The sequence below is a fragment of the Noviherbaspirillum humi genome (assembly GCF_900188095.1).
In the GTDB taxonomy this organism is placed as follows: domain Bacteria; phylum Pseudomonadota; class Gammaproteobacteria; order Burkholderiales; family Burkholderiaceae_D; genus Noviherbaspirillum; species Noviherbaspirillum humi.
In genome coordinates, this window is sequence record NZ_FZOT01000003.1 from 165,540 (window position 1) to 179,327 (window position 13,788).

General features: G+C 64.7%; 11 protein-coding genes. 7 read left to right on the forward strand and 4 right to left on the reverse strand.

What is annotated here, in order from left to right; genetic code table 11:
* Positions 1–94 precede the first annotated feature (94 nt).
* The gene (locus tag CHB88_RS07210; RefSeq protein WP_089398637.1) at positions 95–493 is read left to right on the forward strand and encodes a hypothetical protein; all 399 of its coding nucleotides are present in this window, start codon (positions 95–97) and stop codon (positions 491–493) included.
* A gap of 66 nt (positions 494–559) precedes the next feature.
* Here the strand turns inward: CHB88_RS07210 and CHB88_RS07215 are convergent, their stop codons facing one another.
* Positions 560–1,012, reverse strand: a complete 453-nt coding sequence (locus CHB88_RS07215; RefSeq protein ID WP_176442359.1) for a PAS domain S-box protein — start codon at positions 1,010–1,012, stop codon at positions 560–562.
* A 326-nt stretch (positions 1,013–1,338) separates the two neighbouring features.
* On the opposite strand from CHB88_RS07215, the gene CHB88_RS07220 reads away from it, so the two are divergent.
* A complete protein-coding gene (locus CHB88_RS07220) occupies positions 1,339–2,691 on the forward strand; it encodes an MFS transporter (RefSeq protein WP_245844829.1) in 1,353 nt (450 codons plus the stop codon).
* A 138-nt stretch (positions 2,692–2,829) separates the two neighbouring features.
* On the forward strand, positions 2,830–3,228 hold the full coding sequence (locus CHB88_RS07225) for a nuclear transport factor 2-like protein (RefSeq protein WP_089398640.1): 399 nt from the start codon (positions 2,830–2,832) through the stop codon (positions 3,226–3,228).
* 55 nt (positions 3,229–3,283) lie between these two features.
* Here CHB88_RS07225 and CHB88_RS07230 read toward each other — a convergent pair whose 3' ends face one another.
* The 3 genes from CHB88_RS07230 to CHB88_RS07240 form a co-directional block, all read right to left on the reverse strand.
* The gene (locus tag CHB88_RS07230; RefSeq protein WP_089398641.1) at positions 3,284–3,514 is read right to left on the reverse strand and encodes a hypothetical protein; all 231 of its coding nucleotides are present in this window, start codon (positions 3,512–3,514) and stop codon (positions 3,284–3,286) included.
* 175 nt (positions 3,515–3,689) lie between these two features.
* Positions 3,690–4,544 carry a CheR family methyltransferase gene (locus CHB88_RS07235; RefSeq protein WP_176442360.1) on the reverse strand — a complete coding sequence of 285 codons (855 nt, stop codon included), beginning with the start codon at positions 4,542–4,544 and terminating at the stop codon, positions 3,690–3,692.
* Positions 4,541–10,843, reverse strand: coding sequence for a HAMP domain-containing protein (locus CHB88_RS07240; RefSeq protein WP_089398643.1), 6,303 nt, complete (start codon positions 10,841–10,843; stop codon positions 4,541–4,543). Before CHB88_RS07240 ends, CHB88_RS07235 begins: the two co-directional genes overlap by 4 nt.
* 244 nt (positions 10,844–11,087) lie before the next feature.
* Here CHB88_RS07240 and CHB88_RS07245 point away from each other — a divergent pair, with 244 nt between their 5' ends.
* The 4 genes from CHB88_RS07245 to CHB88_RS07260 all read left to right on the forward strand — a co-directional run bounded on the left by CHB88_RS07245 (position 11,088) and on the right by CHB88_RS07260 (position 13,702).
* Positions 11,088–12,710 (forward strand): response regulator, encoded by a 1,623-nt coding sequence (locus tag CHB88_RS07245; RefSeq protein WP_245844802.1) that lies wholly within the window; start codon positions 11,088–11,090, stop codon positions 12,708–12,710.
* Between the two features lie 122 nt (positions 12,711–12,832).
* Positions 12,833–13,177, forward strand: a complete 345-nt coding sequence (locus CHB88_RS07250) for a hypothetical protein (protein ID WP_245844803.1) — start codon at positions 12,833–12,835, stop codon at positions 13,175–13,177.
* A complete protein-coding gene (locus CHB88_RS07255; protein ID WP_089398645.1) occupies positions 13,177–13,434 on the forward strand; it encodes a DUF5985 family protein in 258 nt (85 codons plus the stop codon). The genes CHB88_RS07250 and CHB88_RS07255 overlap by 1 nt, the downstream gene beginning before the upstream one ends.
* A gap of 10 nt (positions 13,435–13,444) precedes the next feature.
* Complete coding sequence (locus CHB88_RS07260) at positions 13,445–13,702, forward strand: DUF5985 family protein (protein WP_089398646.1); 258 nt, start codon at positions 13,445–13,447, stop codon at positions 13,700–13,702.
* Positions 13,703–13,788: the final 86 nt, after the last annotated feature.

Below are 13,788 nucleotides of genomic sequence, written 5' to 3' on the forward strand. Positions count from 1 at the left end.
CCCTGCGCATGAGCAGGACGGCTGGCTGAAGCGGCGCCGGATTTGCTACACTGCCCGACCTCGCAAATCCAAGTCAGCCAAGCCGGAGTGTTCCATGGAAATCCTCGCCCTTGCCGCCAGCGCCCTGGTGCTCATCCTCCTGTCGCGGCGCAATGTCGCCGCCAGCAAGCGCGCCGACGCGGCGCTCAACGTGCTGCTGGCGAAACACGCCTTCCTGCAATTGCCGACCGAGGAAAGAGCAAGGGTGGAAACGCGGGCCCGCGAGATCATGGCCCAGCGCGGCCAGACGGGGGAGTTCCAGCACGAGGTCGAGCGCTACGGCTGGTATGCGCTGGCCATGAAAGAACTCGAGATTGCCCACCATGCCAAGGGCACCAAGGGATGGAAGGTGGTTAACGATCCGTCGAAGGCGATCGCGCCCGGCGACCCGCTGCTCAACAGTGCGGCCTTCCTGCTCAAGAAGCGTTACGGATTCGACGTTTCGATAGGCTGAGCGGAGCGCTTGCCGACCGGAAGAGGCAGGACGGACAACCACAGGCGATCGCTGCCAATTAGGGTATCAGGCCTGCAGGGCGTGCCCGGGCGCTTCGTCGCCGAGCGGGACGGACAGATTGGCCAGCTGCTCGGTGGCCAGCTTCAGGCCGGTATCGTCCTGGATCTGCAGCACGGCCACCTCCTTGCCCGCCAGCGGCTCCCGGGCGATGGCGAGCGACAGCCGCACCCATGCCAGCGTATGGTCGCGCCGCACCAGCATCGCGCGGATCTGCAGCGACGTACCGTCCCGGGCCCACAAGCGTCGCCAAGCGGCCAGCACCGAGGAACGGTCGTGGCGGTGCACCAGTTCCGAGAAATTCATGTGCGCCAGCGCATCGTCGCGATAGCCGAGCATGCCGGTCAGCGCAGCGTTGTGGCTCAGGACCGCACCGTCGGCATCGACGATCGCCATGCCGGTCATCGAATGGTTGAAGGTCACGAGGAATAAGTCCGAGAGCGGCGCATCGAGCAGGTGCATGAGATTCGTCCTTCCTGAATACCGGCCAGGGTGTTGCAGCCGGCCAGCGGTCGCGGGCATCTTCGAACCGATGCCCCCTTGGTTTCACACGGAATTTGATTCACCCCGATTCTGCCGGTCTCCCCGCCCGATCGGTATCGCCGTTTCCCGCGAATCCCTGTAGGCTTTCGATGACAAGCTGCCATCGCTATCATCCGCGGGGCGCTGAAGATGGCCGGGCGCCGTCCAGCCGCGCGCCGGCATTCAGCAGGACACTTAGAATGGAGCCCTTTGAATCGCATCGGCTTCATATGGAATCCAACAACAAGAACGGCACGGACAGGGCAATGGATGGATTGCCGCCACGGGAGCGCGCCTGGGCGATGGCATCGGTGGGCCTCGGCGTCGGCCTGGCCTCGCTCGACACCGCCATCGCCAATACCGCCCTTCCCGCCATCGCCAGCCAGCTGGATGCCACGCCGGCGGCATCGGTCTGGATCGTCAATGCCTACCAGCTGGCCGTCGTGGCGACGCTGCTGCCGCTCGGCGCGCTGAGCGAAATCGTCGGCTACCGGCGCGTCTGCATCGCCGGCGTGCTGCTATTCACCCTGGCTTCGCTGTTCTGCGCGCTGGCGCCCACCCTGCCCTTGCTGGTGGCGGCGCGGCTGCTCCAGGGCCTGGGCGCGAGCGCCATCATGAGCGTCAACGGCGCGCTGCTGCGCGCCATCTTCCCCACCAGCCTGCTCGGGCGGGCGCTGGGAACCAATGCGCTGATCGTGGCGGTCGCCTTCGCCCTCGGGCCGTCGTTGGCATCGGTGATCCTGTCGGTCGCCTCCTGGCCCTGGCTGTTCGCGATCAACGTGCCGCTCGGCTTGCTCGCGCTCGGGCTCGACTGGCGGCTGCTTCCCCAGATCGCGCCGCGCAGCGGCCGCCTGGACCGGCTGGCCGTCTTGTACAGCATGGGCGCTTTCGGCCTGTTCATCCTCGCCATCGGCGACGCGGCGCATTTCGCCAGCCTTGCCACCACGCTGGCGGAACTGGCCGCCGCCGTCGCGCTGCTCATCCTGCTGGTGCGGCGCGAGGCAGGACGAGCAGCGCCCATCCTGCCGGTGGACCTGTTCCGGCGGCCGCTGTTCGCGCTGTCCTCGCTGACCTCCATGTGCACCTTCGCCACGCAGAGCCTGGCCTTCGTGTCGCTGCCCTTCCATTTCGAGTCGGCGCTGGGCCGCTCGTCGATCGAGACGGGTTTCCTGATGACGCCGTGGCCGGTCGTGGTCGGCATCATGGCGCCGATCGCCGGCCGCCTGAGCGACCGCTATCCGCCGGGCCTGCTGGGCGGAATAGGCTTGGCGGCGCTTGCCGCCGGCATGGCGTCGCTCTATTTGCTGCCGGCCGATGCCGGCGATCTCGCCATCGGCTGGCGCATGGCACTGTGCGGCATCGGCTTCGGCTTCTTCCAGGCGCCGAATCTGAAGTCGATCATGAGCAGCGCGCCGCGCAACCGCAGCGGCAGCGCCAGCGGCGTGGTCGCGATTTCCCGCCTCACCGGGCAGACCACCGGGGCGGCGCTGGTTGCGCTATGCCTCAGCCTGTCGGTGCAGAGCGGCCCCGGCTATGCCCTGTTCCTGGGCGCCCTGTTTGCGGTCGCGGCGAGCATTGCCAGCTTCAGCCGCCTGCTGGTGCCGACGATAGCGGATTAGCGCCGTTCCTCATGCGTCCGCTGGCACAGCGGCGGCTTCCTCGCTCCGTTTACCGCCGAGAGAATTCGCTCGCCAAGGCATTACCGTTAAGCAATAATCGGAAAACACTACAATAACGATTCGAGCGGGGGACCACCAATGCGGCTATACGAACTATGCCGACAATATCAGCGAGCCATCGATGCCAAGGATCTTTCCGGCGTGCTGGCGCTGTTCACCGAGGATGCGCTGATCACCACGCCGCTATCCGGCCAGCTTCCGCCCCTGGAGTACCACCGCCGCCTGTTCGCCATTGCGCGGCAATCGATCAGCCGGGTGCTCAACGTCTACGAAGGCACCAAGGGGAATCCATCGCTGGCGCTGTACCTCCAGCACACGCTGGTGCTGACCAACGGCAAGACGATCGAAATCAGGGCGATGAACGTCTACGATGCCACGCCCGGCGAGGACAGGTTCACCAGCATGAACATTCTTTTCGACGGCGCCGCCGTGAGCCGGCGGCTCACCCCCGAGCAGCTGGATTGCATTGGCGTATGAGGGGTTCCCAAGCGGTCGCCCAAGGCAGGCGCGTGCGCACCCGCCGCGTGATCGTTCAAAGCCCCTTGCGCACCACGTGAAATCGCACGTCTTCCATGGTCCCGCGCAAGCGCGACAAGGCCAGCGCTTCCGCTTCGTCGGCGCGGTCGGCCGTGCCGATCACCTCCGACCAATCGCTCCAGTCGGCCACGATATTGCCCGCATCGTCGGCGATGCGCGTGCGAAAACGGCTCTCGAACCTGTGGTCGGGCGTCGGTTTCACCATGATCTCGATTTCGTTGTTCATCTCCGCTTCTCCGCTGAATGTGCGTGTCCGCACTCGGCCACGGCGCAACCGCTGCTGCCGATGGTCGCGGCGCAAGCACGGGACAATAAGAGCGCGAAACGCGGCAACTGGTTCGCCCCTGGCACCTCATCCCTGGCTGCCTGAACGCATTGCCGAATGGACACTGTGCGGGCGCTCAGCGTGTCCAGCTGTCGCCGGCGCGGCGAAACAGGCCCGGATGGCGCATTGCCTGGTAAGTCAGCTGATGCGCCGGCCGCGTGATTTCCGTGGCGCTGCCGAGGTCGAGAATGCCGAAGGTCGACAGGCTCTGGTTGAACAGCGCCAGGATGCGGCTCTGCAGCGCCGGCTGAAAGTCGGGCAGGCGGTTGCGGCAGCAGATCAGCTGGAATTCATTGAAGGAACTGTCGGTGGCCAGGCTGTACTGCGCCCAGATGATGCGGGAGCGAAGGTGGTCGGAGAAGAAGGCGCGTCCATCACGGACCACGTAATGGTCCGCGAACCTCCCCTTGCCGCCGCTCTCGACATAGCTCGCCTCGTACCGCGGGATGCGCTCCGGCGGAAAAGCGCCCTCCCTGACCGCCTGCAGCACGCCTTCGTCGGAGCAGGTGGCGAAGATGAAGCTCCTGTCGTAGTTCGCCTCTTCCGCCAGCAGGATGGCGACCGAGAACACATCCTCCGGGCACAGGCTTTCGGCGATCCAGATCTTGGGCGCAGGATAGCTGCCGAGCAGCGGACCCAGGATGCCGCGCAGCGCGGCGAATTCGGATGCCTGTTCGAACAGCCCGGCCTCGCGCGTGAGCAGGAAGCGGCACAGCGCGCGGCAGAAAGCCGGATCGCGCAGCATCGGCGCCAGCATGGCGCTGATGCTGTCGAGCCGGTTCTGCGCCCGGAAGGCTTCCAGCCGACGCGTCAGCCCGCCGCGCTCATACTCGCGGAAATCGGCGCCGTAACGCCGGTACAGGCCTTCCAGCAGCAGGTCGACCTCGATGCCTTCCAGCTGCCGTTCGTCCTGCGCGATCAGCGGGTTCATTGATACAGCCATACCCGCATCAGGGAGAGCAGGCGCGAGACATCCACCGGCTTGGTGATGTAGTCGGAGGCGCCGGCCGCGAGGCACTTGTCGCGGTCGCCTTTCATCGCCTTGGCGGTCAGGGTGATGATGGGCAGCGACTGGAAGCGCTGGTTCTTGCGGATCTCGCGTATCGTGTCGTAGCCGTCCATCTCCGGCATCATGATGTCCATCAGCACGATCTCGATCGAATCGTCGCGTTCCAGGATCTCGATGCCGTCCCGCCCGTTCTCCGCAAACTGCACCGACATGTTGTAGCGTTCGAGCACCGTGGTCAGCGCGAAGATGTTGCGCAGATCGTCGTCGACGATCAGCACCTTCCTGCCTTCCAGGCCGTTGCCCGCATCGTCCACCTGCTCGATCATGCGCCGCTGCGCTTCCGGCAGGCTGAGCGGAGAACGGTGCAGGAACAGCGCCGTTTCATGTACCAGCCGCTCGGGCGAGCGCACGTCCTTGACGACGATGGTCTTGGCCATCGAGGACAGCTTGCTGATCTCCTGCCGCTGCAGATCCTTCGCGGTGTAGACCACCACCGGCACATCGCGCAGGGCGTCGTCCTTGCCCATGCCCTCGAGCAGCTCCATGCCGTTGATGTCCGGCAGGGTCAGGTCCAGCACCATGCAGTCGAAGCGCCTCGACTTGAGCGCGTCCATCGCCCTGGCGCCGGTATCGACGGCGGTGATGTCCACGTCGCTGTCGGCGATCAGGGACACGATCTGCTGGCGCTGCAGCTCATCATCCTCGACGACCAGCAGGTTGCGCTTGCCGCGGTTGAGGTATTGCTGCACCCGTGCCATCTCTTCCTCCAGCCGCTCGCGCGAGATCGGCTTGACGAGGTAGGAGATCGCGCCCTGGCGCAAGCCGCGCTCGCGCTCGCTCGAACTGGACAGGATGTGCACCGGAATGTGCCGGGTGCGCGGATCGCGCTTGAGGCGGTCCAGCACGGTGAAACCATCGATGTCGGGCAGGTCGATGTCGAGGAAGATCGCGGTCGGCGTGTAGTCGCGCGCCAGGGTCAGCGCCGAATTGCCGGACTCGGTGACGATGGCCTTGAAATTCCGTTCATGGGCCAGCAGCAGCAGGGTGGACGCGAATTCCTGGTCGTCCTCGATGATGAGGATGGCGGGATCGCCCGGCGCGACGAGATAGCGGTCGTCGCCGCTGTGCTCCTGGTCCACCAGCACGGTAATGGCCGCGGGCCCCGCTGTCGCCTCCGCCTCGGCGCCGTTTTCCGACGCTTTCCGCCTGATCGCACCGGCGGGCGCGGCCGACGGCGATGCGGCCGTGTCGCCGGCATAGCCGATCGCCTGCTGGCCGATGGTGTTGTGATTGACGAAGCCGCTGCGATGGTAAGGCAGGTAGAGCGTGAAGGTGCTGCCCACGCCGACCGTGCTGGTGACGCGGATCTCGCCGCCGAGCAGGCGGGCGAGCTCGCGGCTGATCGACAGGCCGAGGCCGGTGCCGCCGTATTTGCGCGCAGTGCTGCCGTCGGCCTGCTGGAAGGCTTCGAAGATGAGCTGCAGCTTGTCGTTCGGGATGCCGACGCCGGTGTCGATGACCGAGAACGCGAGCACCGTGTCGGCATTGCGCAGGCCGGGATGGTCGCTGCTCCAGCCCGAGGCGGCGATATCGATCTGCAGCTGCACCTGGCCGCGCGAGGTGAACTTGAAGGCGTTCGACAGCAGGTTCTTCAGGATCTGCTGCAGGCGGGTGGTGTCGGTCATCATCGCCGACGGCAGGGCGGTGCCGAGCGTGATGCCGAAGCTGATGCTCTTCGCCTCGGCCATGTGGCGGAAGGTGCGCTCCAGGTAGCCGGTCAGCACCGAGAAGCGGTACTCGCTCACCTCCAGGGTCACGGTGCCCGACTCGATCTTCGACAAGTCCAGGATGTCGTTGATGAGGGTGAGCAGATCGTTGCCGGAGCCGTAGATGGATTTCGCATACTCCACCTGGCTGGCCGACAGGTTTCCGTTCGGGTTGTCGCCGAGCTGCTGCGCCAGCAGCAGCAGGCTGTTCAGCGGCGTGCGCAGCTCGTGCGACATGTTGGCCAGGAACTCCGATTTGTACTTCGAAGACAGCGCCAGCTGGGTCGCCTTCTCTTCCAGCGCGAACTTGGCCTGTTCCACCTCCTGGTTCTTGCGCTCCACCTCGCTGTTCTGCTCCGACAGCAGGCGCGCCTTTTCCGCCAGCTCCTGGTTGGTCTGCTGCAATTCCTGCGCCAGGCGCTGCGACTGGGTCAGCAGGCTTTCGGTGCGGCTGTTGGCCTCGATGGTGTTGAGCACCACGCCGATGGATTCCATCAGCTGGTCGAGGAAGTCGATGTGGGTCAGCGTGAAGCGGTCGAGCGAAGCGATCTCGATCACCGCCTTCACTTCCTGCTCGAACAGGATGGGCAGCACCACGATGTTGGTCGGCGGCGCCGCGCCGAGGGCGGACGACACCATGATGTAATCGCGCGGCACGTTGGTCAGCCAGACGCGGGTCTTCTCCACCGCGCACTGGCCGACCAGGCCTTCGCCCGGCCCGAAGGAATCCGGCACCTTGCGGTTGGAACGGTAGCCATAGCTGGCGATGCGGTTCAGGCGCTGGGTCTGGTTTTGCGAATCCATCATGTAGAACACGCCGTGATGGGCGGACACCAGCGGCGCCAGCTCCGACAGGATCAGACTGCTCACCGTCTCCAGATCGCGCTGGCCCTGCAGCAGGCGGGTGAAGCGCGCCAGGTTGGTCTTCAGCCAGTCCTGCTCCGCGTTCTTCTGGGTGGTTTCCTTCAGGTTGCGGATCATCTCGTTGATGTTGTCCTTCAGGTCCGCCACCTCGCCGCTCGCCGCCACCTGGATCGAGCGCGACAGGTCGCCGCGCGTCACCGCCGTCGCCACCTCGGCGATCGCCCGCACCTGGGTGGTGAGGTTGGCCGCCAGCTGGTTGACGTTCTCGGTCAGGTCTTTCCAGGTACCGGAAGCGCCCGGCACGCTGGCCTGGCCGCCGAGCTTGCCTTCCACGCCCACCTCGCGTGCCACGGTGGTCACCTGCTCGGCGAACACTGCCAGCGTGTCGGTCATCTCGTTGATGGTATTGGCCAGCGAGGCGATCTCGCCCTGGGCCGCCACCGTCAGCTTCTTCTTCAGGTCGCCGTTCGCCACGGCGGTCACCACGCCGGCGATGCCGCGCACCTGCTCCGTCAGGTTGGCCGCCATGAAGTTCACGTTCTCGGTCAAGTCCTTCCAGGTGCCGCCGACGCCCTTCACCTGCGCCTGGCCGCCGAGCTTGCCTTCGGTGCCCACCTCGCGCGCCACCCGCGTCACCTCCGAGGCGAACGAGGACAGCTGGTCCACCATCACGTTGATCGTGTTCTTCAGCGCGAGAATTTCGCCCTTCACGTCAACCGTGATCTTTTTGGAGAGGTCGCCGTTGGCCACCGCCGTCGTCACTTCCGCGATGTTACGCACCTGGTCGGTGAGGTTCGACGCCATGAAGTTCACCGAGTCGGTAAGGTCCTTCCAGGTGCCGGAAGCGCCGGGCACGAAAGCCTGTCCGCCGAGGCGGCCTTCGGTACCCACCTCCCGCGCCACCCGAGTCACCTCGGATGCGAACGAACGCAGCTGGTCCACCATGGTGTTGATGGTGTCCTTCAACTGCAGAATCTCGCCGCGCACGTCCACCGTGATCTTCTTCGACAGGTCGCCGTTGGCCACGGCGGTGGTCACGTCGGCGATGTTGCGCACCTGCGAGGTCAGGTTGCCGGCCATGGAGTTCACCGAGTCGGTCAGGTCCTTCCAGGTACCCGCCACGCCCGGCACGTTGGCCTGGCCGCCGAGCTTGCCTTCGGTACCCACTTCCCGCGCCACTCGCGTCACTTCCGATGCAAACGAGGACAGCTGGTCCACCATCACGTTGATCGTGTCCTTCAGCTCCAGAATCTCGCCCTTCACGTCGGCGGTGATCTTCTTCGACAGATCGCCGTTGGCCACCGCCGTCGTCACCTCTGCGATGTTCCGCACCTGGCCGGTGAGGTTCGAGGCCATGAAGTTCACGTTGTCGGTGAGGTCCTTCCAGGTACCCGCCACGCCAGGCACGTTGGCCTGGCCGCCGAGCTTGCCTTCGGTGCCCACTTCACGGGCCACCCGCGTCACCTCCGAGGCAAACGAGGACAGCTGGTCCACCATCACGTTGATGGTGTCCTTCAGCTGAAGAATCTCGCCCTTGGCATTCGCGGTGATCTTCTTCGACAGGTCGCCGTTCGCCACCGCCGTCGTCACTTCCGCAATGTTCCGCACCTGACCAGTCAGGTTGCCGGCCATGGAGTTCACCGAGTCGGTGAGGTCTTTCCAGGTGCCGGCCACGCCCGGCACGTTGGCCTGGCCGCCGAGTTCGCCCTCGGTGCCCACTTCCCGCGCCACCCGCGTCACTTCCGAGGCGAACGAACGTAGCTGGTCCACCATCACGTTGATGGTGTCCTTCAATTCGAGAATTTCGCCTTTCGCATCGGCGGTAATTTTCTTCGACAGGTCGCCGTTCGCCACCGCTGTCGTCACCTCGGCGATGTTTCGCACCTGGCCGGTCAGGTTGCCGGCCATGGAGTTCACCGAGTCGGTCAGGTCCTTCCAGGTGCCGGCCACGCCGGTCACCTCCGCCTGGCCGCCGAGCTTACCCTCGGTGCCCACTTCCCGCGCCACCCGCGTCACCTCCGATGCGAAGGAGGACAGCTGGTCCACCATCACGTTGATGGTGTTCTTCAGCTGCAGAATCTCGCCTTTCGCGTCGGCGGTAATCTTCTTCGACAGGTCGCCGTTGGCCACGGCCGTCGTCACTTCCGCAATGTTCCGCACCTGGCCGGTGAGGTTCGAGGCCATCGAGTTGACGTTGTCGGTGAGGTCTTTCCAGGTGCCGCCCACGCCCGGCACGTTGGCCTGGCCGCCGAGCTTGCCTTCGGTGCCCACCTCGCGCGCCACCCGCGTCACCTCCGAGGCGAACGAGGACAGCTGGTCCACCATCACGTTGATGGTGTTCTTCAGTTCCAGGATCTCGCCTTTCACGTCGGCGGTAATTTTCTTCGACAGGTCGCCGTTCGCCACCGCCGTCGTCACGTCGGCGATGTTACGCACCTGGCCGGTCAGGTTCGACGCCATGAAGTTCACATTGTCGGTGAGGTCTTTCCAGGTGCCGGCCACGCCCTTCACCTGCGCCTGGCCGCCGAGCTTGCCCTCGGTGCCCACTTCACGGGCCACCCGCGTCACCTCCGATGCGAACGAAGACAGCTGGTCCACCATCACGTTGATGGTGTTCTTCAGCTGCAGAATCTCGCCTTTCGCGTCGGCGGTGATCTTCTTCGACAGGTCGCCGTTGGCCACCGCCGTCGTCACCTCCGCGATGTTCCGCACCTGGCCGGTCAGGTTCGAGGCCATCGAGTTGACGTTGTCGGTGAGGTCCTTCCAGGTGCCGGAAGCGCCGGGCACGAAAGCCTGGCCGCCGAGGCGGCCTTCGGTGCCCACCTCCCGCGCTACCCGCGTCACCTCCGAGGCGAAGGACCGCAGTTGGTCCACCATGGTGTTGATGGTGTCCTTCAATTGCAGGATCTCGCCGCGCACGTCCACCGTGATCTTCTTCGACAGGTCGCCGTTGGCCACCGCGGTGGTCACGTCGGCGATGTTTCGCACCTGCGAGGTCAGGTTGCCGGCCATGGAGTTCACCGAGTCGGTCAGGTCCTTCCAGGTGCCGGCCACGCCCGGCACGTTGGCCTGGCCGCCGAGCTTGCCGTCGGTGCCCACTTCCCGCGCCACCCGCGTCACTTCCGATGCGAAGGAGGACAGCTGCGATACCATGGTATTGGCGGTGGTGGCCGAGCGCAGGAACTGACCCTTGAGCGGCCGGCCATCGACGTCCAGCATCATGGTCTGCGACAGATCGCCCTTCGCCACCGCGCCGATGACCCGCGCCATTTCAGTGGTCGGCCGCACCAGGTCGTCGATCAGCACGTTGACGGAATTGACCAGGGTGGCCCAGCGCCCGCCCACCGGCGGCGTTTCGCAGCGCTCGGACAGGCGGCCGTCGCGGCCGACGATGCGGCTGACGCTGACGATATTGCGCGCCATCGCCTCGCTGTTTTCCATGATTTCGTTCAGCGTATCGGCAATCTTGCCATCCAGGCCGGCGAGGTCGGACGGCATCCTCACCGAAAAATCGCCTTTTTTCAAGGCCATCAATGCGGCGAGAAGCTGGCGGGAATCGAGCATTTGCGGGAGATCGGAGACGGTATTCATCGGGATAGGGGGCGTGATCGCGCCGCATCGCCGCTGGATTCGGCCACGTGTTTCGCCTGAATGCCAACGGTCTTGCCGCGCTTTGATTCCGGACAAATTGGGAAAGCCGCAATGGTAGCAATGCCTGTCACTGCGCAAGCATTGCCTTTTTTGCGTTAGATCAATGTTGCTTCGCTTTCATGCCACCATGCCGGCGGACATTGCTAGCCTTCGCAGTTGCTTCCAATCCCACGGCTTTTTGTTTGTGACCAATCAAAACCTTCCGAATGTACTGGTGGTCAATGACGACCCCGGCAGCCTGATCGGCCTGGTCGGTCTGCTGTCGCAATGGCAACAGGAACTCAACTTCCAGGTCTTCTCGGCGCGCTCGGGAGAGGAAGCGCTGCGCCACGTGCTGATGCACGAATTCGCCGTCATCCTGCTCGACGTGAACATGCCGAGCATGAGCGGCTTCGAAACGGCGGAAGCGATCCATTCGCGCAAGGCGTCGGCCTCCACCCCCATCATCTTCGTCACCGCCTACTCCGCGGACGAGATGAACCGGCTCAAGGGGTATGAACAGGGCGCGGTGGATTATTTGTTCACCCCCATCATTCCCGAGATCCTGAAAGCGAAGGTCGGCGTATTCGTCGCGCTGGCGCGCAACAAGCTTGAATTGAAGCTGCAAGCCAAGGTGCTGGACAAGAAAACCCGCGCGCTCACCGCCATCAACCAGCGGCTGGAAGCCGAGATCGACAAGCGGGAAATCGCCGAGCAGAAGAACCGGACGACGGAAGAATTCCTCGCCATGCTGGGCCATGAGCTGCGCAATCCGCTGAGCGCCATCAGCAGCGCGGCGACCCTGCTGAGCATGGACGGCGTCAATCATGCGCAGTCGACCAAGGCGCGGCAGATCATCCTGCGCCAGAGCGGACAGCTGACCCGGATCGTCGACGACCTGCTGGACCTGAGCCGGGTCATGTCGGGACGCATCACCCTCGCCAAGCGGCCGCTCGATTTTTCCAAGCTGGTCCATGCCTGCCTGGAGACGCTGGTGTTTTCCGGCAGGACGCGGGATTACCAGATCAGCATCCATACCGACATCGTTTTCGTGGACGCCGATCCGACCCGCATGGAACAGGTGATCACCAACCTGCTGGACAATGCGATCAAGTACACCCCGTCCGGCGGCGAGATCGATATCGAGCTGCGTTCGACCAACGAGGACGTCACCCTGTCGGTGCGCGACTCCGGCATCGGCATGTCGGCCGACCTGCTGCCGCGCGTCTTCGATGTGTTCGTGCAGGGCGAGCGGACGCTGGACCGGCCGCAAGGCGGCCTGGGCATAGGACTGTCCCTGGTGCGCCAGCTCGTGACCATGCACGGCGGGTCGGTCGAAGCCAGGAGCGACGGCATCGGGCGCGGCAGCACGCTGTTCATCCGCCTGCCGCAGATCTACCACCAGGCGGAAGCGCCCGAGGCAATGCCGGAGAGCGAATCCCCGGACACCTACCGCATCCTCATCATCGAGGACAACGTCGACGGGCGGGACATCATGTCGATGCGGCTCTCCTCCCTCGGCCATGTGGTCATCACCGCCGGGGACGGACCGAGCGGCATCGAGCTCGCAGCCAAGGAAAAACCGGATGTGATCCTGCTCGACATCGGCTTGCCCACGATGGATGGCTATTCGGTCGCCAAGGCCCTGCGCGCCAATCCCGCCACCTGCCACATGAGGCTGATCGCGCTGACCGGCTATGGCCTCGAGGAAGACCGCATCCGGTCGATCGAAGCCGGCTTCGACCTCCACCTGGTGAAGCCGGTCGATCATGAGCGGCTGCTGAAGGCCATCACGGCCAGTCCGGCGAAAGCGGCCCAGTTTCTCTGATCCTTCGGGCGATCGCATTCCCGCTTCACCCCGAATTGCCCTGTTCCACCCATGATTGCATGCCTTGATGTACCGGGAAAATGACCAGCAACAGCATCCCGGATGACGTAAGACGATTCATTGTGAATACCGTGCCCTCGATACCCCACCTGGAGGCGATGCTGCTGCTGCGCGACCGGCGACAGCCCTGGCCGGTGGCCAAGGTTGCCGAAAGGCTTTACACCACGGAGCAGAAAGCCAGGAAGCTCCTGTCGGATCTCGTCAGGAAAGGGATCGCCAGAGCGCGCGAGGGAGACCCCGACGCCTTCGAATACGCGCCAACCCCGGCCCAGCTGGGCGCCGTCATCGATGGCCTGGCGCGGGCTTATGCCACCCACCTCGTGGAAATCACCCATCTGATCCACGCCAAGAGCGCCAACCGGGCGCAGCGCTTTGCCGATGCCTTCAAGTGGCGGGAGGCGGGCTGATGGGCGCGATCGTCTATCTCCTCTGCGCCGGCACCGCCCTGCTCTGCACATTCCTGCTGCTGCGGGCCTACCTGCGCAAGCGCGCGCGCCTGCTGTTCTGGAGCGGGCTGTGCTTCGCCGGCCTGTCGATCAACAACCTGGTGCTGGTATTGGACCGGATCGTCTTCCCCGAGATCGATCTCTCCTTGTGGCGGCTGCTGGTGGCGCTGATCGCGATGCTGCCGCTGCTCTACGGCTTGATATGGGACGAGGAATGAGGAGGACACCATGAATCAGATGCTGGCAGGCGCCATTGCCATGGCCTGGCTCATTCCCGGCGTCTTCTTCCTGCGCTTCTGGACCGTGACGCGGGACAGATTCTTTCTCTTCTTCGCCGCCGCCTTCATCATCGAAAGCGCCAACCGGGTATTCTTCTGGCAGCAGGCGGACATCACCGAAGACCTGCAACCGTATTACCTGATCAGACTGGCCGCCTATGTGCTGATCCTGATCGCCATCCTCGACAAGAACCGCAAGCGCGACTGATGCCGGCGGGCCGCGGCCCGCTCTCTCCAGGCTCGACGGCGGCGCGTGCCGACCTTGACGCTTGCTGCAGAGCGAACCGCCGCTGC